This is a genomic window from Neisseria sp. P0021.S006, assembly GCF_051956895.1.
This window is the reverse complement of sequence record NZ_JBQCWZ010000036.1, coordinates 1-23024: the sequence shown is the minus strand read 5'-3', so window position 1 is coordinate 23024 and position 23024 is coordinate 1. Positions and strand designations below refer to the sequence as shown.

22 protein-coding genes and 1 tRNA gene are annotated in these 23024 nt (G+C 51.0%); 14 read left to right on the top strand and 9 right to left on the bottom strand.

Annotated features, from left to right (window positions below; all coding sequences use genetic code 11):
* Positions 1-155: 155 nt before the first annotated feature.
* A complete protein-coding gene (gene dapC / locus ACTHUM_RS08495) occupies positions 156-1346 on the top strand; it encodes a succinyldiaminopimelate transaminase (RefSeq protein ID WP_004520092.1) in 1191 nt (396 codons plus the stop codon).
* Between the two features lie 53 nt (positions 1347-1399).
* Here the strand turns inward: dapC and ACTHUM_RS08490 are convergent, their stop codons facing one another.
* From ACTHUM_RS08490 to ACTHUM_RS08460, 7 genes are all read right to left on the bottom strand, one after another.
* The gene (locus ACTHUM_RS08490) at positions 1400-1570 is read right to left on the bottom strand and encodes a rubredoxin (protein ID WP_003747315.1); all 171 of its coding nucleotides are present in this window, start codon (positions 1568-1570) and stop codon (positions 1400-1402) included.
* 85 nt (positions 1571-1655) lie between these two features.
* Positions 1656-2747: an acyl-CoA dehydrogenase family protein gene (locus ACTHUM_RS08485; RefSeq protein ID WP_049336464.1), complete on the bottom strand. Its 1092-nt coding sequence runs from the start codon at positions 2745-2747 to the stop codon at positions 1656-1658.
* Between the two features lie 124 nt (positions 2748-2871).
* A complete protein-coding gene (locus ACTHUM_RS08480) occupies positions 2872-3420 on the bottom strand; it encodes a carboxymuconolactone decarboxylase family protein (RefSeq protein ID WP_039862234.1) in 549 nt (182 codons plus the stop codon).
* 149 nt (positions 3421-3569) lie between these two features.
* A complete protein-coding gene (locus ACTHUM_RS08475) occupies positions 3570-3992 on the bottom strand; it encodes a YidB family protein (protein ID WP_070695494.1) in 423 nt (140 codons plus the stop codon).
* Positions 3993-4155: 163 nt separating this feature from the next.
* Complete coding sequence (gene ruvX, locus ACTHUM_RS08470) at positions 4156-4611, bottom strand: Holliday junction resolvase RuvX (protein WP_004520086.1); 456 nt, start codon at positions 4609-4611, stop codon at positions 4156-4158.
* Complete coding sequence (locus ACTHUM_RS08465; protein ID WP_004520085.1) at positions 4604-5152, bottom strand: YqgE/AlgH family protein; 549 nt, start codon at positions 5150-5152, stop codon at positions 4604-4606. The genes ruvX and ACTHUM_RS08465 overlap by 8 nt, the downstream gene beginning before the upstream one ends.
* A 30-nt stretch (positions 5153-5182) precedes the next feature.
* The gene (locus ACTHUM_RS08460) at positions 5183-5728 is read right to left on the bottom strand and encodes a CreA family protein (protein WP_070695492.1); all 546 of its coding nucleotides are present in this window, start codon (positions 5726-5728) and stop codon (positions 5183-5185) included.
* A gap of 173 nt (positions 5729-5901) precedes the next feature.
* Here ACTHUM_RS08460 and ACTHUM_RS08455 point away from each other — a divergent pair, with 173 nt between their 5' ends.
* From ACTHUM_RS08455 to ACTHUM_RS08435, 5 genes are all read left to right on the top strand, one after another.
* Entirely contained in the window at positions 5902-7809 is a 1908-nt protein-coding gene (locus tag ACTHUM_RS08455; RefSeq protein ID WP_070695489.1) for a murein hydrolase activator EnvC family protein, read from the top strand.
* Between the two features lie 215 nt (positions 7810-8024).
* Positions 8025-9497 carry a S41 family peptidase gene (locus tag ACTHUM_RS08450; RefSeq protein ID WP_004520081.1) on the top strand — a complete coding sequence of 491 codons (1473 nt, stop codon included), beginning with the start codon at positions 8025-8027 and terminating at the stop codon, positions 9495-9497.
* A gap of 89 nt (positions 9498-9586) precedes the next feature.
* Positions 9587-10123 (top strand): hypothetical protein, encoded by a 537-nt coding sequence (locus ACTHUM_RS08445; RefSeq protein WP_004520080.1) that lies wholly within the window; start codon positions 9587-9589, stop codon positions 10121-10123.
* Between the two features lie 74 nt (positions 10124-10197).
* Positions 10198-11574 carry a DNA repair protein RadA gene (gene radA / locus ACTHUM_RS08440; protein WP_004520079.1) on the top strand — a complete coding sequence of 459 codons (1377 nt, stop codon included), beginning with the start codon at positions 10198-10200 and terminating at the stop codon, positions 11572-11574.
* A 151-nt stretch (positions 11575-11725) separates the two neighbouring features.
* Entirely contained in the window at positions 11726-12532 is an 807-nt protein-coding gene (locus ACTHUM_RS08435; RefSeq protein WP_003685136.1) for a DUF4198 domain-containing protein, read from the top strand.
* A gap of 55 nt (positions 12533-12587) precedes the next feature.
* Here ACTHUM_RS08435 and ACTHUM_RS08430 read toward each other — a convergent pair whose 3' ends face one another.
* Both ACTHUM_RS08430 and ACTHUM_RS08425 read right to left on the bottom strand, forming a co-directional pair.
* Positions 12588-13148, bottom strand: a complete 561-nt coding sequence (locus ACTHUM_RS08430; RefSeq protein WP_004520078.1) for a pseudouridine synthase — start codon at positions 13146-13148, stop codon at positions 12588-12590.
* An 80-nt stretch (positions 13149-13228) separates the two neighbouring features.
* Positions 13229-13321 (bottom strand) — tRNA-Ser (locus tag ACTHUM_RS08425).
* Positions 13322-13520: 199 nt separating this feature from the next.
* On the opposite strand from ACTHUM_RS08425, the gene ACTHUM_RS08420 reads away from it, so the two are divergent.
* The 8 genes from ACTHUM_RS08420 to ACTHUM_RS08385 form a co-directional block, all read left to right on the top strand.
* The gene (locus ACTHUM_RS08420) at positions 13521-14033 is read left to right on the top strand and encodes a hypothetical protein (protein ID WP_224783355.1); all 513 of its coding nucleotides are present in this window, start codon (positions 13521-13523) and stop codon (positions 14031-14033) included.
* A gap of 52 nt (positions 14034-14085) precedes the next feature.
* Entirely contained in the window at positions 14086-14703 is a 618-nt protein-coding gene (locus tag ACTHUM_RS08415) for a 4'-phosphopantetheinyl transferase family protein (protein ID WP_004520076.1), read from the top strand.
* 93 nt (positions 14704-14796) lie between these two features.
* On the top strand, positions 14797-17115 hold the full coding sequence (locus ACTHUM_RS08410; protein ID WP_004520075.1) for an MMPL family transporter: 2319 nt from the start codon (positions 14797-14799) through the stop codon (positions 17113-17115).
* Positions 17116-17248: 133 nt separating this feature from the next.
* Complete coding sequence (locus ACTHUM_RS08405; RefSeq protein WP_004520074.1) at positions 17249-18487, top strand: NAD(P)/FAD-dependent oxidoreductase; 1239 nt, start codon at positions 17249-17251, stop codon at positions 18485-18487.
* A 97-nt stretch (positions 18488-18584) separates the two neighbouring features.
* Positions 18585-19103, top strand: a complete 519-nt coding sequence (locus ACTHUM_RS08400; RefSeq protein WP_004520073.1) for a hypothetical protein — start codon at positions 18585-18587, stop codon at positions 19101-19103.
* A gap of 3 nt (positions 19104-19106) precedes the next feature.
* Positions 19107-20309 carry a beta-ketoacyl-ACP synthase gene (locus ACTHUM_RS08395; protein WP_004520072.1) on the top strand — a complete coding sequence of 401 codons (1203 nt, stop codon included), beginning with the start codon at positions 19107-19109 and terminating at the stop codon, positions 20307-20309.
* A gap of 172 nt (positions 20310-20481) precedes the next feature.
* Positions 20482-22704 carry an NADP-dependent isocitrate dehydrogenase gene (locus ACTHUM_RS08390; protein WP_049336448.1) on the top strand — a complete coding sequence of 741 codons (2223 nt, stop codon included), beginning with the start codon at positions 20482-20484 and terminating at the stop codon, positions 22702-22704.
* Positions 22705-22762: 58 nt separating this feature from the next.
* On the top strand, positions 22763-23024 hold a 262-nt coding region (locus tag ACTHUM_RS08385; RefSeq protein WP_440402821.1), incomplete at its 3' end, for a LolA family protein.

Genomic DNA, 23024 nt, shown 5'->3' with positions numbered 1-23024 from the left:
AGACGTTGCTGTAATAGTTGGTGATGACGGGACCGTTTTGACTGCATTCAAAAGGCCGTCTGAAAACATTTAAACCCTGTTTTCAGACGGCCTTTTTGTCCCAATCTATCTAAAAAATGCTAAGATTGTTGCCTTAATTTATCGGCAGAAACATCATGAACCCATTATTGAACCACCTCAAACCCTATCCTTTCGCCCGCCTGCGTGAAGCCATGCAAGGCATTGATGCACCCGAAGGTGTGACGCCCATTCATCTGCAAATCGGCGAGCCGAAACACCCGACGCCCAAAGTCATCACCGACGCGCTGACCACCTCCCTGCACGAACTGGAAAAATATCCGCTGACCGCTGGCCTGCCTGAACTGCGCCAAGCCTGCGCCGAATGGGTGGCCCGCCGTTATGATGGTTTGAGCCTCAATCCCGACAATGAAATCCTGCCCGTATTGGGCAGCCGGGAAGCTTTGTTCTCTTTTATCCAAACCGTTTTAAATCCGGCTTCAGACGGCCCCAAACCGGTCGTTATCAGCCCCAATCCTTTCTATCAAATTTACGAAGGCGCGACTATTTTGGGCGGCGGCGAAATCCATTTTGCCAACTGTCCTGCGCCCAGCTTCAACCCCGATTGGAGCAGCCTGCCTGAAGACGTATGGCAGCGCACCAAAGTCCTGATTGTCTGCTCGCCAAACAACCCGAGCGGCAGCGTCCTGCAATTAGAAGATTGGAAAGAAGTTTTTGATTTGCAAGACAAATACGGCTTCGTTATCGCCTCTGACGAATGCTATTCCGAAATCTATTTTGACGACAACAAACCGATCGGCGGCCTGCAGGCTGCGGCGCAATTAGGACGCGGTACACGCAACATTATTATGTTCACCAGCCTGTCCAAACGCTCCAACGTCCCCGGTTTGCGTTCCGGCTTTGTCGCAGGCGATGCCGAGTTGCTCAAAAACTTCCTGCTCTACCGCACCTACCACGGCAGCGCGATGAGCATTCCCGTCCAACGCGCCAGCATTGCCGCTTGGAACGATGAAGAACACGTCATCGACAACCGCCGCCTCTACCAAGAAAAATTCGACCGCGTCATCCCTATTTTGCAACAGGCATTCGATGTCAAACTGCCTGACGCGTCGTTCTACATTTGGCTGAAAGTTCCCGATGGCGACGACTTGGCATTTACGCGCAACCTGTGGCAGAAAGCCGCTATCCAAGTGTTGCCCGGCCGCTTCCTCGCCCGCGATACCGAACAAGGCAATCCGGGCGAAGGCTACGTCCGCATCGCTCTGGTTGCCGATGTGGAAAGCTGCGTCAAAGCGGCTGAAACCATGGTTGCTTTATACCGCCGATAAAACAAAGGCCGTCTGAAATTTCAGACGGCCTTTTTATTAAATAATCGGGTAATTTATATGGTGAAGTCCAGAAGGTAGAAATCTTCTTTGCCTACGCCGCACTCAGGGCATTTCCAGTCGTCGGGAATGTCTTCGAACTTGGTACCTGCCGGCAGGCCATGTTCGGGGTCGCCGACATCTTCATCGTAAATCCAGCCGCAAGGGCCGCACATATATTGAGCCATTTTGTATTCCTTCTATTTTAAAAAGGCCGTCTGAAACCGTATTTTCAGACGGCCTTTCGTGTGTTTTATTGTTGATATTTTGAATTTATTGAGCTGCTTCCAAAGCGGCGATTTCTTTACGCAGGTGTTTGATGGCCGGTGTTACGATGGCGACAAACATGGCCTCGCGGACGCGGCGTTGCGCCGGACTGCGCATCAGATAGCCTTTCGCGCCTGCATGCAATGCGGCAGATTGAGTGGCGTTCAGTGCCAACACAGCAGCCGCTTCACGCAGTTTCAAGGTTGCCAGCGTGTCAGGTTTATTGTTCCACGCATCATCGGCAAGGCGTTCGGTTTCCGCCCATGCGCCGTCCAACGCAGCTTTCAACTCATCGTAACTGTGGTCGAGGTATGAGTTCACTTCTGCGTTCACCACATTGGCCATGCGGATAATGCCGAGCGCACCGTCAATCACACCGGCGCCGATACCTATTTGCAGCAAGATGAAACCGGCTTTAATGGTCGGGATATAAGACTGGAACTGCTCAGGCGAAGCGATCACATCTTCATCGGGAATAAACACATCTTTAAAATTCAGGCTGTAAGTGCGCGTGCCTTCCAAACCGCAGAACTCAGGGCAATCTTGCAGGGTAACGCCTTCCCATTGACCGCCGGTGATAAACATCACATAGCTGTCGCCGATTTGGGCGGTATTTGCCCAAATGTGGTCTTCTCCGATATTGGATACCCAAGGCAAAGCACCGTTGATTTTGTAGCCGCCTTCGACGCGTTCGGCTTGCAGATTGTGTTTTTCGATACCGGCAAGGTGTTTGACGGTATTGGACATGCCCGTACCGGCCAAGACTTTGCCCTGCAGAATATCGGCCAAATATTTGGCTTTAACCGCTTGGTTGGGGGATTGATGCAGATACCACGCGCAAGCCGCCTGACACCATGCGCTGAACGAAGTGGCGCCGCATTCTTTACCGATTTCGCGCAATACGGCGATTTGCGTTGCCAAACCCAAACCGTTACCGCCCTCTTCAACCGTACCGGTTGCGGCAAAACCGCCGATTTTGCCCAATTCCAGCATAAATTCTTTCGGGTACAGGCCTTTGCGGTCGATGTCGTCCACCAATGGTTTCAGCTTGCTTTTAACGAGTTCGGCAACATTGTTCAGTAAAGCTTCGCGTGTCATGATTTTTTCCTCTGAATAAGGTTTGAAGCGTAGATGGTTCTACTCATGAATTATTCTTGGCAACAAGGATATCCTTGCTTTTTACTAAAAGGCCGTCTGAATTTTCAGACGGCCTTTGATGAGATTAGGCAAATGCCTGCAATTCAGGGTTGATTTCAGTTTTGGCAAGGTTGTTGACGTAGTTGCACAAGGTTGCCAAAGCAACGCCCATAACTACTTCAACGGCTTGCTGTTGGTTGTAACCGGCATCGAAGAATGCTTTCAGCTCGTCGTCGGATACTGCGCCTTTTTTCGCCATAACGGCTTGGGTGAATGTCGCCAAAGCACTCAGTTTGGCATCGTCAAACTCACCCGCAGCCAACGCGCGTGCGGCTTTGATGGATTGTTCGGACAACAGTTTTTTCAGGGTAGCCAGTTTGGTGTGGCCGGCAACGCAGAAACCGCATTCGTTGGTACGGGCGGCGATAATTTGGACAACTTCGACTTCGCCGTCAGTAAGGCTGTTGGCCGCATTCAGCTTGCCAACTTCTTGATAAAACGCCAAAGCTTCAGGCGCATTGGCCAAAACGCCGATCAGGTTAGGAATAAAGCCGTTGTTTTTCAATACGGCTTCAATGCGTGGTTTGGCGGCTTCAGGAGCGGTTTCGACTGTGTGTATGGTCAAGCGGGACATGTGTATAACCTTCTTATCTGGTGAAATGAAGTGCACATCATAAGCCATCCGTCTCCATCAGAAAAAGACTTATTGGTTATTTACCGCGAACCAAAAGTTATAAGGCCGTCTGAACGGATTCAGACGGCCTTATCAAATGATTCAACTCATTATTTCATAAAGTTTTTCAGTAGCATAGAAGCGATGTCGTCCAAGCCGAAGCCATCCGCATCTTGAGCCGTGCCGTTAGGCGTCGCTTTATCGACCAAGTCTGGCAACACTTTTGCCAACAAATCGCCTGCTTGGCCGGCATCCACGCCGAATTTTTGCGCGATTTGGTTCACGGTATCGCTGCCCAAAGCATTTTGCAGATCGCTGCCGGACACAGGCAGGTTGCTGGATTGGTTGGAAACCCAGCTGCTCAGAGCATCGCCCAAACCGCCTTGTTGCAGTTGGTTGATCAGGTTGCCCACGCCGTCTTGCTGTTTCACTAAATCCATCGCCATATCGGTCAGAGAACCTTGTGCGCCGTTTTCGTTGTTGCCACCCAACATTTGAGTAGCCGCATTCAAAAGATTGTCCATGAGTGCCATGACTTTTTCCTTGTATTTGTGTCTAAAAAAAGAAAACGGAGTGTAGCAAAATTTGTGCTGAAAAAATCAGGATTAACCAAACTAAACCTCTTTTATCTCAAAGCCGTAACAAAACAAAGGCCGTCTGAAACCCATTTTCAGACGGCCTTTATAATGAATAATACTATTCTTCGCGGCCATTGAAATACTCAGCCGCGCCACCTTCAAAAAAGCCTTGTAAAATTGCCTGCGCCGCCACTTGGTCAAGTACGGATTTTTGTTTTCGGCCAAATACTTGCGCTTCAGCAAGCAGGCTTTCCGCGTATAGGGAAGACATCCTTTCGTCCACCCAATAAACCGGCAAGTTAAAACGTCCGTGCAAACGGCGGCCAAATTTACGGCTCAAACGGGTCAGCTCATGCTCCGTGCCATCGGTATGCGTCGGCAGTCCGACCACAAAATACTTGGGTTGCCATTCTTTGACTAGCTTGGCAATGGCCTCAAATTTCTCATCATTGCTGTTGCCGGTTATCGTCGCCAGCGGATGGGTCATACCCAACTCAGCATCGCCCTGCGCCACGCCGATACGCGCCTCGCCGAAATCAAAAGCCAAAACCGTGCCTTTTGGTGCATCAGGCATGGCCGACTCCTGAAACCAAGGCGTTCGGATTGATGCCTAATTTTTCAAAAGCGGCGGCATAACGAAGCTCGTAAGGCACATCAAACAGAATATGCTCGTCCGCAGGGACGGTCAGCCAAACATTTTCTGCCAGCTCGCGCTCCAACTGCCCTTTACCCCATTTCGAATAACCAATGCTGATCAAAGCCTTGTCCACTGCACCTTCTTTAGACAAGTTTTCAATCACATCGCGCGAAGAAGTCAGCGCCACATTATCAGTTACCACCATGCTGTTTTGCCAGCGCCCGATCGGCGTATGCACGACATAGCCGCGCTCAATCTGAACCGGCCCGCCCATCATCACGTTTTCATGTTGCAGGCGCAACGGGATATTGCGGTCGGCGGCGGCGAAAATCATGTCCATGGTAATCGGCGAAGGCTTGTTGATGATGATGCCCAGCGCACCTTCTTCATCGTGTTCGCACACATAAATGACCGTATCCGTAAAAAACGGATCGTCCATATGAGGCATGGCAATCAGGAAATGGTTGGCTAAATTCATATTCTTCTTAATATCTATAAGCTGATTTTATTATTTTTGTCCGTCGGTAACCGGCGCATCCACCACGCACGCACCGTAAACTGCGCCGCCTGCCGGTACCGGCGTATCGGTTTTCGCATGGGCAAAACACGATACCGCGCTCAAAGAGTTTTTCGGCGAACCTTGAACGATTTTATCGCTGTACACCAAATAAGCGAAAGACTTACGTTTCGGATCGTAGTAGCGGATAATCTGTTGGCTCTTAAATGCTATGCTGGCACTGCGTTTGAACACTTGTCGCGGTTTCAAAACCGCAGCCTCGTTATAACGGATGACTTCCGCACTTTGCACACAGGAAACGGATGCGTCGCTGGCATCTTCTTCCAGATTGACCGTTTCTTTCAAACCGCCTTTTTTTGCGTACGAAATATAACAGGCAATCCCCTGCACATCAGGATCGTCAAAACCTTCCACTTCAATACGGTCGTTTTTACCCAGCATATGAAACACCGTACTGGCGCGTCCGATTTTATCGGTATTGTCACCGCAAGCCGCCAAAACCATGGCGCCCAACACTACTAATAAATATTTTTTCATAATATCCTGTCGATGCAGACTGTCAGTTTCCAGGCAGACTAAACCCCGTCCGCCCACTCTATCGTTACTATATAAGACCGTTCGTCCATATTGCAACCCGATATTATTTTCAGACGGCCTGACAGACAGTATAATCCGTCCTATTGTTCCTACTTTGATAGCAAGATCGAACCATGCGTTACAAACCCCTCATTCTCGCCCTGTTGCTCAGCTTCTCCCTGCCAACCTATGCTGCCAAAGACGCGCCGAAAGAAAAAGCGACCGCCGTCAAAAAAGCTGCGCCCGTGAAAAAAGAGAAAGAAGCCGCCAAGGCAGATGTCAAAAAAGAAACCCCAAAAAAACAAGCCGTAAAAGAAAAAGAGGAAGGCAAAAAAGCGGTTAAAGCCAAAGTATCCAAAGAGAAGGACACCGCCGACAAAAACGAACGCGCTTCAGACAAAAACAAACCGGCTAAAGCCACCGAGGCCGCGGCTGACAATAAAAAGGCCAACCGCAAAGCAGAAGAGCCTAAAGAAACAGCCAAAGACAAAAAAGCTGCAGCCGCAAAATCCGGCAAAGCCAAAGAACAAGACAAGAAACCTGTTGAAGATAAAAAAGACAGCAAAGCCAAAGAACCCGTAAAAAAAGCAGACCCTAAGGAAACCAAAGCCAAAGAGCCTGCTAAAAAAGTAGCTGAAGATAAAAAAGACGGCAAAAAAACCAAAGAGCCCGTAAAAAAAGCATCCGAAGACAAAAAGGCCGAAGCTAAAGAGTCCGCCAAAAAAGCTGTCGAAGACAAAAAAGACGCTAAAAAAGACACAAAAGCCAAAGAGCAAAACAAAAAAGCCGAGCCTAAAGTTGAGCCTAAAGTCGCTTCTTCAGCCGACAACGATTTCAAAGCAGCCGTAACTGCCGCCGCCAACGATATGGAAACCAAGAAATCCTTTGCCAAACGCAATGAGGGTTTCATTATCCATGTCAATGCCACGCTCAAACAGCTGCAACAAACACGCAACAACCTCTCCGGCATCAACCGCAAACAACGCGACGCTTGGGAAAAATTCCAAAAACTCAATGCCGATGCCAACCAGTTAAAAGCCGAAGTTTCCAACACACGCGCCCAAATTTCGCGCTTTGTGTCCGGCAACTATAAAAACAGTCAGCCCAACGCGGTCGCCCTCTTTCTGAAAAACGCCGATGCCGGTCAAAAAACCCGCTTCCTGCGTTACACACGTTATATCAACAACGCCAACGACCAAGTTATGAGAGACTTGGAAAAACAACAGAAAGAGCTGGCGGCGCAAGAACAAAAAATCAACAATGAATTGGCTTACCTGAAAAAACTGCAAGCCAATATCCAAGCTTCGTTGCGTCAACAAGGCGTGACCAATACCGCCGAACAAGCCGAAAGCCGCCGTCAAAACGCGCAAATGGCCAAAGAAGCGCAAAAGAAAATCAACCACAGAGAAAACGAGCAGCGCCTCAATAATCTCTTGAAAGATTTGGAAAAACGCAAAGCCGAGCAACGCAAAGCCGAAGCCGAAGCGCGTAAAAAAGCCGCCGAAGCCCGTTTGGCCGCCGCTGAAAAAGCACGCAAAGAGCAGGCTGCCGCCCAACAAAAAGCCGAAGCCGAACGCGCCGCCATGTCTACGCTGACTGACGAAGACATGAAACTGCAAGCCCCGAACACCCAAGGCTTGACCGTCAGCAACGCCAACAGCTTCAGCCGTATGCAAGGCCGTCTGAAAAAACCAGTTAACGGTACATTGGCAGGCCTGTTCGGTCAAGACCGCGGCGATGGCGAAGTTTGGAAAGGCGTGTTCTACAATACCATTCCTGCTCCGGTCAGCAGCATTGCCTCAGGCACGGTTACTTTTGCCGGCGAGCTTGAAGGCTACGGCAAAGTAGTCGTCCTCGACCACGGCGACGGCTATGTCAGCATTTACTCCGGCCTGAACGAAATCGACATCTCCCAAAACTACGCCGTCAATGCCGGCAGCAAAATCGGCACCAGCGGCACTTTGCCGTCGGGCGAAACCGGCCTTTACCTTGAAGTCCGCTACAACGGACAAGTCATGAATCCGCTTTCATGGATTAACTGATGTTTCAGACGGCCTGAGTGAATTTTCCCCTTCAGGCCGTCTGAATTTTCATCATAAACTACAATAAAACACGATTTTCACGCCTGTTCAGCACATTAAACAACAAACTTTTACCTTAAACTTATTGTTCCAAGCGTTTAAATCACATAAAGTCAACGGGTTCAGAGAAAACAAAAACCACTTTGCTTACCGTACACAAAAAGAAAGTCAAACGAATGTCAACAAAATCTACTTTAAAAAAAGTTGCAATCTACACTCTCGGCGCATTTAGCGGCATCGCCCTCAGTCTGAGTGTACAAAGTTTTGCCGCCGAAAAAGACAAAAAAGACAACGAGGCCCTGCCCGTGCAAACCATCCGCACCATGGCAGAAGTGTACGGCCAAATCAAAGCCAACTATTACCAAGACAAACCCGATGCCGAGCTTTTTGAAGGCGCAATGAAAGGCATGGTGTCCGATCTCGATCCGCATTCCGAGTATATGGACAAAAAAGGCTATGCCGAAATGAAAGAATCTACCAGCGGCGAATTCGGCGGCCTGGGCATGGAAATCGGACAAGAAGACGGCTTCGTCAAAGTCGTTGCCCCGATTGAAGACACTCCGGCAGAACGCGCCGGCGTAAAAAGTGGCGACTTCATCGTCAAAATCGACAATACCTCTACGCGCGGCCTGACCGTCAGCGAAGCCGTCAAAAAAATGCGCGGCAAACCGGGTACCAAAATCACCCTGACCCTTTCACGCAAAAATGCCGACAAACCCATCGTCGTCAACCTGACCCGCGCCATCATCAAAGTCAAAAGCGTGCGCCATCATCTGCTTGAAAAAGACTACGGCTACATCCGCGTCTCCCAATTCCAAGAGCGCACTGTTGCCGCACTCAACGAAGCTGCGCAAGCCCTTGTCAAAGAAAACAAAGGTCCGCTCAAAGGCATCATCCTCGACTTGCGCGACGACCCGGGCGGCCTGCTCAACGGTGCAGTCGGCGTATCCGCAGCCTTCCTGCAACCTGACGTAACCGTTGTCAGCACCAAAGGCCGCAACAAAAAAGAAGGCATGGTACTCAAAGCAACTGCCGAAGACTACATCACCACCAGCGGCAAAGACCCGTTGGCAGGATTGCCTGCCGAGCTGAAAACCATTCCTATGACCGTCCTGATTAACGCAGGCTCGGCCTCCGCTTCCGAAATCGTTGCCGGTGCATTGCAAGACCACAAACGCGCCGTCGTCGTCGGCACACAAAGTTTCGGCAAAGGCTCAGTACAGACCCTGATTCCGCTTTCCGGCGGCAGCGCAGTTAAACTGACCACCGCCCTTTACTACACACCAAACGACCGCTCGATTCAAGCGCAAGGCATTGTTCCTGACGTTGAAGTCAAAGACAAAGACCGCGCTTTTGAAAGCCGCGAAGCCGATTTGGTCGGCCATATCGGCAATCCGTTGGGCGGCCAAGACGTCAACAGCAGCACTGAAACGCCTGCCAACGCAGAAACCAAAGCCGATAAAGACAAGTCCAAAAAAGACAAAGACGAAGACATCTCCAGCCGCCGCATTCCAAATCCGGCCAAAGATGATCAACTCCGCAAAGCCTTGGACTTGGTGAAAAATCCAGCCGAATGGCAAAAATCTTTGGGTTTGGCAGCGAAAAAACCTGCTCCGAAAAAAGATGCGGATAAAGACAGCAAAAAATAAACCCATCTTTATCCGATAAAAGGCCGTCTGAAAACTTTCCATTTTCAGACGGCCTATAAACACCTCCCTACTCCAAGGTAAGAACAAACATGAACATTTCCAGACTCATCCTCCCCGCACTGACCAGCCTATTCCTCCTAAACTCCCCGGTATCATCGGCAGCCAAACCCGAACAAGCCTCTGAGATGTACATTGCCAACAAAATCACCAGTGAAAACCTACACGGCTTCTGGGGAAATGCAGTCGAAAACGAAGAAGGCGCTCTTATCAACACAACCATCTTTAACCCCGACAACACTGGCACAGACATCGCCATAATGAGTTTCAAAGCCACCAACAAAATCTTCACCATCAGACAGGACTTTAATTGGACATTTGACGAGAAAAAACAAGAAATCCACCAAACCGTAACTGACTATAAAACCTCCATCAACGGCAAAGAAGAACAAAACAAACAAAAAATAGGTGAAAAAAGTACCATAAAAGCCAGAATCCTCATCATCAAAGGCCTGCCCGGTATGTTGGAATTGACTGACAAAGCCAGTGGCAACCAAACCAGCTACTTTAAACAAGATCCGGATAAAATACTCAACCATCTTGAAAACAGCAAAAAAACACACCCATAATCTCAAGGCCGTCTGAAAACCTCCCTCACTTTTCAGACGGCCTTCCCACTAAAATACTGCGGAAACAAAACACCATGGCAAAAGCCCCCAAAACCATCTACCAATGTTCCGAATGCGGTGGTACTTCCCCAAAATGGCAGGGTAAATGCCCGCATTGCGGCGAGTGGAACACACTTCAGGAAAGCCTGGCCGCGCCCGAACCGAAAAACGCCCGCTTCCAATCTTGGGCGGCGGACACCTCGACCATCCAATCCCTCTCTGCCGTTACCGCGACCGAAGTGCCGCGTAATCCGACCGGCATGGGCGAGCTTGACCGCGTATTGGGCGGTGGTTTGGTCGATGGAGCGGTCATCCTGCTCGGCGGCGACCCCGGCATCGGCAAATCCACGCTGCTGTTACAAACCATTGCCAAAATGGCGCAAAGTCGCAAAGTGCTGTACATTTCCGGCGAGGAATCCGCCCAACAAGTCGCCCTGCGTGCGCAACGTTTGGAACTGCCCACCGAAGGCGTGAACCTGCTTGCCGAAATCCGCATGGAAGCGATTCAGACGGCCTTGAAACAGCATCAGCCCGCAGTCGTGGTCATTGATTCCATCCAAACTATGTATTCCGACCAAATCACTTCCGCCCCCGGCTCCGTGTCGCAGGTGCGCGAGTGTGCCGCCCAACTGACGCGCATGGCGAAACAAATGGGCATCGCCATGATACTGGTCGGACACGTTACCAAAGACGGCGCGATTGCCGGCCCGCGCGTATTGGAACACATGGTCGATACCGTGCTGTATTTCGAAGGCGACCAACATTCCAACTACCGCATGATACGTGCCATCAAAAACCGCTTCGGCGCGGCAAACGAATTGGGCGTATTCGCCATGACCGAAAACGGTTTGAGAGGCGTATCCAACCCGTCCGCCATCTTCCTTGCCAGCTACCGCGACGACACGCCCGGTTCGTGCGTTTTGGTCACACAGGAAGGCAGCCGCCCGCTTTTGGTCGAAATTCAGGCATTGGTCGATGACGCGCACGGCTTCACCCCCAAACGCCTCACAGTCGGCCTCGAACAAAACCGCCTCTCCATGTTGCTCGCCGTCCTAAACCGCCACGGCGGCATCGCCTGTTTCGACCAAGACGTGTTCCTCAATGCCGTCGGCGGCGTCAAAATCGGCGAACCCGCCGCCGACCTTGCCGTCATCCTCGCCATGCTCTCCAGCTTCCGCAACCGCCCCATGCCCGAAAAAACCGTGGTTTTCGGCGAAATCGGCCTAAGCGGCGAAGTCCGCCCCGTCGCACGCGGACAAGAGCGGCTCAAAGAAGCGGAAAAACTCGGCTTCAAACGCGCCATCGTTCCCAAGGCCAATATGCCGCGCCATGACAAAGAGTTTCCAAACCTGAAAATCTACGGCGTCAGCAGTTTGCAGGAAGCGATTGACGTCTGTCGTGACGGGGACTAAACCGTTTCAATAATCCGACTCAAAAAACAATCAGCTAAAAGGCCGTCTGAAAACTTCCAGACGGCCTCTCTTTAAATTTAAATAATTTTGTTATATTATAACGAACGACTTTGTTCTATCTTTTCTACACATCGAAAATCGGAGAGAAATCATGAAAAAAACCGCTTTGCTTATCGCATCCGCCTTCCTGTTCAGCACTGCCGCACACGCCCATCGCGTTTGGGTTGAAACCGCCCACACACATGGCGGCGAATACCTTGAAGCCGAATTGGGCTATGGCGAATTCCCTGAGCTTGAACCTATCGCCAAAGACCGCCTGCACATTTTCAGCAAACCCATGCAACTGGTGACTGAAAAAGGCAAAGAAAACATGATTCAAAAAGGCACATACAATTACCAATACCGCAGCAAACTGCCGGTCAAAGACGGCAGCTACTTGGTAACCGCCGAATACCAACCGACTTTCTGGTCAAAAAACAGCGCGGGCTGGAAGCAGGCAAGCATCAAAGAAATGCCTGATGCAAGCTATTGCGAACAAACCCGTATGTTCGGCAAAAACATCGTCAATGTCGGCCACGAAAGCGCAGATACCGCCATCATCACCAAACAAGTCGGCCAACATTTGGAAATCGTACCTTTGGACAACCCTGCCAACGTCCACGTCGGCGAACGCTTCAAAGTCCGCGTCCTCTTCAATGGCGAGCCGCTGCCTAACGCCACCGTTACCGCCACATTTGACGGCTTCGACACCAGCGACCGCAGCAAAACCCATAAAACCGAAGCCCAAGCCTTCTCCGATACCACCGATGACAAAGGCGAAGTCAGCATCATTCCATTGCGCCAAGGTTTCTGGAAAGCCAGCGTAGAACACAAAGCCGATTTCCCCGATCAAAGCGTGTGCCAAAAGCAGGCGAACTACACCACTTTGACCTTCCAAATCGGTCATTCACATCATTGATTTTTCCATAACAAAAGGCCGTCTGAATAGTTCAGACGGCCTTTATTCATCCTATTTAAGGACGATGCGGCGCAAACCGCCATTGTCCCAATTCCAAATTCAAATCAAACAGATTCAGACGGCCTATTGCCACGCGGACCAAGCGTAAACACGGAAAGCCTGCTTTCGCAGTCATCCTTCGCACTTGGCGGTTTTTCCCTTCCGAAATTTTAATTTCCACCCAAAAATCAGGCACGGACTTACGCACGCGAATCGGCGGCACGCGCGGCCATAAAACATCCGCTTCACCTTCTTCCAATACCCTGACCTCGGCCGGACGGGTGACAAAATCGCCCAAATCTACGCCACGGCGCAATAAATCCAATTTGGCTTCATCAGGAGAACCCTCCACCTGCGCCCAATAAGTTTTAACCTGCTTGAATTTCGGGTCGGCAATCTGCGCCTGCAAACGGCCATTATTGGTCAGCAGCAGCAAACCCTCGCTGTCCGTATCCAAACGGCCGGCCGGATAAAATCCCGGTTTCTCGACAAAATCCTTAAGGCACTGATGTTTTTCATGTGCAGAAAACTGGCAAATCACGCCATAAGGCTTGTTTAGAATAATCAAATCGTTCATTTCACACTTTCAGACGGCCTTGGATTCCAAGAAATTCCGGATAATAAAAAAGACACCGTATAAACGGTGTCTTTCATATTTGGCGGAGTAAGAGGGATTCGAACCCTCGATGCAGGTTGACCCCACATGCTTCCTTAGCAGGGAAGTGCCTTCAGCCTCTCAGCCATTACTCCTAAGGAAGACCGCAATATACGCTTTCTGCCCTCCTTCGTCAAGCATGACCGCCCCAAACTTTCTTAACACCATGAAATCATTTAAATAAAAATATAATATTTTTTACATCATCCTATTTTTATACTTCTTTCATATATGTTAAAATGATTTTGTTTTCTGTAAACCTTTTTTCACACCCCTTATTACAAAGGAGTTCGTATGTTACGTTTTTCTGCTTTGGTTGCCGTATCCGCCCTGATGCTTGCCGCTTGCTCACAATCCGGCAATTCCCAACCATCTACTTCCTCCTCTCAAACTTCTACTCCAAAAACAACTGCCGCCGGTTCTGCCTGCCGCAGCATGGGTGAAGGCCATAAAGTCAATGGCAAAGGTCAAAACGACATTTATATGTGTAAAGTCGATGTAGCTTTGAACTCTGCCGAAGCCAAATCCGCTTTGGATCCTAGTATCCGCGTTCACTACGGCAGCACATCCGGAGCGACTTTGACTTCCCGTCAAATCTCCAACTCAGTCGGCAAAACCCCTGATGAAACCTGCCAACGCGCATTCCTGAGCGCGGTTAAACGCTTCCAAAGCACTGCACTTCGTAAAAAAGCCAAATCCGTTCATCTGGTTAGCTACTTTGACAAAGTAACCAAAGGCGGTAACGAATACGAATGCCACATCGCTACATTCAACAGCCGTGTGGTTTTGAAAGGCAGCTTCCACTAAGCAATGTCAAAAATGCCGGACTTCAATATGAAGTTTGGCATTTTTCTATTTTATGGATACGACACCCCTTCACTGCCTGCTGGCCGATTCGTCTTTTGCCGCCTGCTACGATCATGCGTCTCTAAATGCAGCCGATTCACAACGTTTGGCTGCCACGCCGCAACTGGCGCAGCGTCAAGACTGGCAAGTCAGCCGAGCATTAAAACAGCAAACCGATTTACCGGCTGTATCGCTGAGCCACAGCCAAGGCTTTGCCGCTTTATTGTGTGCGCTTCATCCCTTAACAGCCGGTGTCGATATCGAATTTATCCGACCGCGCGATTTTAAAGCGCTGTCGGCTTTGATCTGCTCGCAGGAAGAACAAGACTATTTGGAAACGGCAAACTGGCCGTCTGAAACGTTTTACCGATTATGGTGTTTCAAAGAAGCATTGATTAAAGCGGCAAATTTGGATTTTCCGTCAGACATGAAATCGGTCGGCTATGTTTTCGATTCAGGGCAACCCGTCGGTTTACGCGCTGGAAAGCAAACCGATTGGCGCGGCACAAGCGCGATTTTGGCGGATACGATGGCAATTGCCTGCGTTTGGAAGGAAAAAACCGTCGCTCTGCAATGGCAGTTTTTCGGCTCACTCAAGCTCAATGACTTAACCGACCGGCAAACTATCTAACAACTGACAAACTAATAATAATCTGATTTAATTTACTGGACTTTTACTTATTCCACACACCAACAGCAGCATTTGCAAAAGGCCGTCTGAACGATGAATCTTCGCCTCCTAAACCGCCTCTATACTGCCCTTATCCTGTTTCTTACCCTGTTTTTGGTTTATGCCTTTGCTTCACAAACGCGTATCCAAACCGATTTGACCGCGTTATTGCCAAGCGAGCAGCAACCCGATGCCTTACTGACGGCTGCGGATAAAGCTGCAGAAGCGCAGCTCAATTCGCAAGTCATTTTGCTTGCCGGCAGTACCGATGCCGAAACTGCTTTTCAGACGGCCGCACAAATTGCCGATGCATGGCGCAAGAGCGGCGTATTTGAACAAGTCGACAGTAGCATGACGCCGAATTTGGATAAAGTGCGGGCGGATATGCAGAAACTAGGCTTGGCCGTTTTGCCGCAAGACGAAATCCGCCTGCTGTTTGAGCAGCCGAAAGCCTATTTTCAAGCGCGCGCAGAAGCCGTGGCCAATCCTTTTGCCGCTCCCTCCCCTTTGTCTTTAGAACAAGACTGGCTGGGCTTTGGACGCTTTGTTGCCGACAAAGCCAATCCGCAAAGCCGTTTGCAGTGGGACATGGACAACGGCATGCTGTTTGCCGAAGACCAAGGCAAAACTTGGGTATTTTTACGCGGACGGCTCGCCGGCGGCGATCAATTTTCCGGCAACGACGCCCTCTTGCCGCTGATGGCGCAAAGCCGTCAAATCGCTTCGGAAAACGGCGCGGAAACCTTAAGCGCAGGCGGCGCATTGTTCGCCGCTGTATCCAAAGCAGCCGCAGAAAAAGAAAGCCGGCTGATGAGCATGGTCGGACTTGGGCTGACCTTTGCGCTGCTGTTGTGGGTCTTCCGCAGCGGCCGCGTGTTTTTGCTGTCTTTGCCGTTGGCAGCCGGCATGTTGACCGGATTGGCAGTTGCGTTATTAACCTTCGGCGAAGTGCATATCCTGACCATCGTCATCGGCACCAGCCTGGTGGGTATGTTGGTGGATTTCCCGTTGCACTGGCTTGCTCCGTCGGTATTCGGGCCGTCTGAAAAGACCGTTTGGCAGGCTGAATCAGCAATGAAACATGTCTTGCCAAGTTTTGCCGTCAGCCTGACAATTACCGTCTTGGGCTACGCGCTGCTGTGGTTCACCCCTTTGCCTGTACTGCGCCAAACCGCCGTGTTTTCAGGCTTCGCCTTATTTGGCGCGTTTGGTGCCACCGTTTTATGGCTGCCGCCGCTGTTTCGCCACTACCGTGCCAAAACCGTGCCTTTTGCCGCATTAACCGAAAAGCTCTATTCCTTGTCAGGCCGTCTGAAAAACCGCCTGCACAAACGCGGCTGGTTAATCGTGGGCGGAATTTTGCTGGCAGTCGGATTATGGCGCAGCGACTGGCGTGACGACATCCGTCAATGGGTCAATATGCCGACCGCGATGTTGGCCGAGGTACAACAAATCGGCCAGTTGAGCGGCACGGATTTTGGTGGAAAATATTTGGTGGCCGAAGCACAAAGCGAAGATGCCCTATTGAAGAAAACCGCCGAACTCGGTCGTGCCCTGCAGCCCTTAATCGCGCAAGGCAAACTGTCCGGCATCCAATCGCCCGACCAATTCATCCTGCCGACAACGGAACAGCAAAAACTGCAAAACCGCCTGCGCGAATTGACCAAATTGCCTGATAGCTGGAAACCGCTCACAGAAATCGGTATTCCTCGCAAAACCGTGCGCGATGCCCTGCTGCAAGCTGCCGATACGCAACCATTGTCGCTTTCAGACGGCCTGAATACCGATTTGGCAGAGGCTTGGCGTTCCTTGTATTTGGGCGAAGTGGAACCAGGCCATTTTGCTGCCGTCGTGCGTTTGAACGGCATGACCGATGAAGCCGCCGTACGCGCCGTGGCGCAACACGTCTCCGGCGTACATTGGGCTGACAAGCGCGCCCACTTAAACGAGCTTTTCCACCACACGCGCAATCAGGCCGCATGGTTGAAACTGGCTTCCTATGTGTTGGCATGGCTGCTCTTGTGGAAAATGTTTGGTTTCAAACGCGGCAGCAAAATCCTTGCCGTGCCGCTGGCCGCCGCCATCTGCACCGTTGCCGTACTCGGTTTGGCCGGCATTCCCGTCAGCCTGTTTGCCATGTTCGGCCTGCTTTTAGTATCCGCCATCGGCGTGGACTATGCCGTCTATGCCGCTACTGCACATCACAGCGCGCCGGCAAAATTAGGCGGTATGCTGCTTGCCGCCGCTACAACAGCCATTTCCTTTGCCCTGCTCGCCATCAGCAGCACGCCCGCCGTTGCCGCGTTCGGTATGACGGTTACCATCGGTGTGGCATTCAATATTTGGCTGGCAGGCACATTGTTGAAAAATTAGACAAAAGATGAAGGCGATTGAAGTTGAAGCGATATTTTTTTCAACTTCTATCGCCAAGTTGCAAAAGGCCGTCTGAAAAATTTCAGGCGATGGATTAAACATTATTTATCATTAAAATCAAAGGTATTTTCAAATGTCCGTAGAATTTGACGTTGCCGTTATCGGCGCAGGCCCTTCAGGTTCGGTTGCTTCCGCTTTGCTGAACAAACAAGGCTTTAAAGTTTGCGTATTGGAAAAACAACATTTCCCGCGCTTTGTCATCGGCGAAAGCCTGTTGCCGCATTGCATGGAAATGTTGGAAGAAGCCGGTTTTGCCGATGCAGTGCATGCCGAACCCAGCTTTCAATTTAAAGACGGTGCTGCGTTTTCATGGGGCAGCCGTTACACAGATTTCAACTTTACTGAAAAATTTTCAGACGGCCCCGGTACTATTTATCAAGTGCGCCGCGGCATCTTCGACAAAATCCTGATTGATGAAGCGGCAAAACAAGGCGTCGATGTCCGCTTCGGACACGGCGTAACCGCGTTTGACAACAGTGACAATGTGGCACGTTTGAGCGTTGCGACCGATACAGGCGAAAACTATGAACTGACTGCCAAATTCGTTTTGGATGCCAGCGGTTACGGTCGCGTCCTGCCCCGCCTTTTAGATTTGGAAAGTCCGTCCGAGCTGCCTCCGCGCCAAGCCCACTTCACGCATATCGACGACAACATCACCAGCCCGAAATTCGACCGCAATAAAATCCTGATCAACACGCACCCTGAACATCGCGATGTCTGGATTTGGCTGATTCCTTTCGGCGACAACCGTTGCTCCATCGGCGTTGTCGGCACGCCCGACAAACTGGCCGGCGAATCAGAAGCCGTGTTGAAAAAATTTGTGTACGAATGCCCGATGCTGGCGGAAATTTTAGATAAAGCCGTTTGGGAAAACGACTTTCCGTTCCGCTCTATCCAAGGCTATTCCGCCAACGTGAAAACCTTATACGGCAAACATTTTGCTCTTTTGGGCAACGCCGCCGAATTCCTCGACCCAGTCTTCTCCTCCGGAGTAACCATTGCCCTGCACTCTGCCAAACTGGCTGCCGATTTGTTGGGCAAGCAGCTCAAAGGCGAAGCTGCCGATTGGCAAACCGAATTTGCCGACCAACTGATGATCGGCGTGAACGCGTTCCGCACTTATGTAAACGGTTGGTACGATTTCCGCTTCCAAAATGCCATCTACGCGCCCAACCGCAGTCCTGAAATCAGCCGCATGATTTCGTCTATTTTGGCAGGCTACGCTTGGGATACGGATAATCCATTCGTGGAAAAATCCGAGCAACGCTTGTCCACACTTGCCGCATTGGTGGGCGATTTGAAGGTAGAATAAGGACGAATGTATTTCAGACGGCCTAGACTGAAAACAGAACAGGCCGTCTGAAACTTCATCCATACCATTAAATATTTTGACCGATAGATAAAACCTTATGCGATTTATCCCTTTGCTTGCTGCACTGCTGCTCTCCGCATGCGCGACCTCGCTCCCCCATCCGCAAACGCTGCCGCCGCTTTCCAAAGAAGGCCAATGGTTCAAACTTGAACAAACTAATGCGGCGGGGCAAACCGTTCAAACCAATCTCTTGGCAGTCGAGCCTCATTCAGACGGCATCCGCTTTGTCCAAACCGATGCACTGGGTGCGCCGGTATCGCGCCAATCGGTCAGCACCAAAGGCTGGAAAAATGATGGTTTTGTGATGCCCAATGCCAGTTCGCGCCGATTGTTTGCCGCCTTGTTGCCGCTTTTGGCCGCCGAACAAGCCGCCACGCTTTACCCTGAAGCCCGCCAACAAAACGCCACCCATCAAGGCTTCTGCCCTGACGGCAAAGGCGCGGTGTTCAGCTACCGCGAGCGTGATTTGTGGTGTGTCGCCCACCATTCCGAACAATTCCTTATCGGCTTCCCCGACCAAACTTTCTGGACGGTCAGCCCGATTGCAGAAGACTAATTCATGAATACTCCTGTTTATCTCAGCCGTCCGGCACTAACCAGCGCATTGGGTAGCGGCTTGCAAGTTCATGCCGATGCCTTACTCACGCCGTCTGAAAACACGCCCCTGACTTTTTCAGACCAATGGGTAAAAGGCAAAACGCATGCTTTTGGTGCAGTCAAAGAAACCCTGATGCCTCTACCCGACAGCATTCCCGAAGCGCATCGCAGCCGCAACAACCAGCTTATCCTGCACGCGCTTTCGCAAATAGACGGACTGATTCAGACGGCCATTGCCCGTTACGGCAAAGAAAGGGTCGCTGTCGTGACTGGTACGTCCACCAGTGGCGCAGATGAAAATATCCCTTTGTTCCAACACGTTGTCCAAGGTGGTGAATGGACGGATGTTCCGTTCAAACAGCTGCAACACACCATGGCTTCGCCCTCCGAATTTATCGCCCAAGTTTACGGTTTAGACGGCTTGCGCTATACCGTTTCCACCGCCTGCACTTCCGGCGCACGCGCCCTCATCAGCGCAGCCCGATTGCTTCGTGCCGGATTGTGTGATGTCGTAATTTGCGGCGGCGCGGATACGCTTTCTCCGCTGACGATTAATGGTTTTGCCTCTTTGGAAGTGCTTTCAGACAGCATCGCCAAGCCTTTTTCCTCCAACCGCAACGGCATCAATATCGGCGAAGCGGCCGCATTTTTCGTGATGACGCGCGATGCCGATTTTGACGGCGAAATGCAGTTGCTGGGCTATGGTGCAAGTAGCGATGCCTACCATATGTCTTCTCCCCGCCCCGACGGTTTGGGTGCAGCCCAATCCTTTCAGGCCGCTTTGGATAAAGCCGGTTTGAAAGCAGAAGACATCGGCTGGATCAATCTGCACGGCACCGGCACGCAACACAACGACAGCATGGAAAGCCGAGCCGTTGCCGAAGTATTTGGCAGCCACACCCTTTGCACTTCAACCAAGCCATCTACCGGTCATACTTTGGGTGCAGCCGGTGCGATCGAAGCCGCGTTTGCCTGGTTGATGGCCAACCGCCAATACAATCCGGAAGGCAAACTGCCGCCGCAACAATGGGACAACGTACCCGATTCCGAGCTGCCCAACATCGCTTTGACCGACGAAAACAGCCGCTGGCCGTCTGAAAAACGCATCGCCGCCAGCTCATCATTTGCCTTCGGCGGCAGCAATGCTGTTTTGATTATCGGATAAGTCCTTATATTTAGGCTGTCTTTTCAGACGGCCTTTTTCTTTTCCGCAACTTAAAAAACAATAACATCAAAACAACAACCAAATCCGCCGAAATATGCCATAATAGGCTTAGCACATTTCTTCTCGCGATGTGCCCGAAAAGAAAAACTTAACCTACATAGAGAATAATCCCATGACTAAATCCACCATTATCTATACCTACACCGACGAAGCTCCTGCATTGGCCACTCAATCCCTGTTGCCAATCGTGCAGGCGTTTACCCGCCATGCCGATATTGATGTCAAAACCAGCGACATTTCTCTCTCCGGTCGTATTTTGGCGGCGTTTCCCGAATACCTGACCGAAGCGCAACGCGTACCTGATGCGCTTGCCGAATTGGGCGAACTGGTGAAACAACCCGATGCAAACGTGATCAAACTGCCGAACATCAGCGCATCCGTACCTCAACTGACTGCCGCGATTAAAGAATTGCAGTCTAAAGGCTTTGCCGTTCCCGACTATCCTGCCGATCCTCAAACCGATGAAGAAAAAGCCGTGCGCGAACGTTACGACCGCATCAAAGGCAGCGCGGTAAACCCTGTCCTGCGTGAAGGCAACTCCGACCGTCGCGCGCCTAAGGCAGTGAAAAACTTTGCGAAAAAACATCCGCACAGCATGGGCGCATGGACGAAAGACTCCAAAACCCACGTTGCCACCATGCAAAGCGGCGACTTTTTCCATAACGAACAATCCGTTACCGTACCTGAAGCAACTTCCGTATCCATCGTATTCACCGACAAACAAGGCAACAAAAAAGAGCTGCGCGAGCCTGTTGCCCTGAAAGCCGGCGAAATCATCGACGCGACCGTAATGAGCAAAAAAGCCCTGCTCGCCTTCCTTGCCGAACAAGTGAAAGACGCAAAAGCTAAAGGCGTATTGTTCTCGCTGCACATGAAAGCCACCATGATGAAAGTGTCCGACCCGATTATCTTCGGACACGCCGTCAAAGTATTCTTCGCGCCTGTATTTGAAAAATTCGGTGACAAACTGGCTGCCGCAGGCGTTAATGTCAACAACGGCTTCGGCAACCTGCTTGCCAATCTGGACAAACTGGATGCGGACACCCGCGCCGCCGTTGAAGCTGAAATCGCTGCTGTTTACGCTGCCAACCCTGATTTGGCCATGGTTGATTCCGACAAAGGCATCACCAACCTGCACGTTCCTAGCGATGTCATCGTCGATGCTTCTATGCCTGCGATGATTCGTAATTCCGGCCGTATGTGGGATAAAGACGGCAAAGCGCAAGACACCAAAGCCGTGATTCCTGACAGCAGCTACGCCGGTGTTTACCAAGCAACCATCGACTTCTGCCGCGAACACGGCGCATTTGACCCGACAACCATGGGTACCGTTCCTAACGTCGGTCTGATGGCGCAAGCAGCCGAAGAATACGGTTCGCACAACAAAACTTTTGAAATCGAAGCCGACGGCCAAGTTCAAGTCATTGATGCAGCAGGTAATGTCCTGATGCAACACGACGTTGAAGCCGGCGACATCTGGCGTATGTGCCAAACCAAAGACGCTCCGGTTAAAGACTGGGTACAACTTGCCGTCAACCGCGCCCGTCTGAGCAACACGCCAGCCGTATTCTGGCTCGACGAAAACCGTCCGCACGACAAGAGCCTGCTCGCCAAGGTTAAAGCCTATCTTGCCGAACTGGATACCGACGGCCTCGACATCCGCGTCCTCGCTCCTGAGGAAGCCGCTAAATTCAGCTTGGGCCGTCTGAAAAACGGAGAAGACACCATCTCCGTGACCGGTAACGTCCTGCGCGACTACCTGACCGACTTGTTCCCAATTTTGGAACTGGGTACCAGCGCGAAAATGCTGTCTATCGTTCCATTGATGAATGGCGGCGGTATGTTTGAAACCGGTGCAGGCGGTTCTGCACCGAAACATGTTCAACAATTCCTCGAAGAAAACCACTTGCGTTGGGACTCTTTGGGCGAATTCCTCGCACTCGCCGTATCGTTTGAACATCTGGCGCAAAAAACCGGCAACACCAAAGCCCAAGTCCTCGCCGACACTTTGGATGCAGCCACCGAAAAACTGCTTCTGAACGACAAATCGCCTAAACGCAAAGCTGGCGAACTCGACAACCGCGGCAGCCATTTCTACCTCACCCTCTACTGGGCGCAAGAATTGGCGGCGCAAGACAAAGATGCCGAACTGAAAGCCGCATTTGCGCCGTTGGCAGCCGCTTTGACTGCTGACGAAGCCAAAATCGTTGAAGAACTCTCTGCCGTACAAGGCAAAGCGGTCGACATCGGCGGCTACTACGCAGCCAATCCTGAAAAAGCCGCACAAGCGATGCGTCCAAGCGCAACCTTTAATCAGGCCTTGTCAACCTTATAATTAAAGCAATAAAAGGCCGTCTGAACTTTCAGACGGCCTCAAACCTTATGGAAACACAATGAAAAAAACCATTCTTTCTCTTACTCTCCTCATCAGCGCTCCGGCTTTATGGGCATTTTCCCCTGCCGAATTGGCACAAACCCTGCAAAAACCGCAAAACGTGCAAGGTAATTTTGTCCAACAACGCCAGCTCAAATCCCTCAGCAAACCCATGACCACCAGCGGCAGCTTTACCCTTGTCCCACAAAAAGGCCTGCTCTGGAAAATGCAAAAACCATTTGAAACCACCCTGCGCGTGCGTTCAGACGGCATCATGCAAT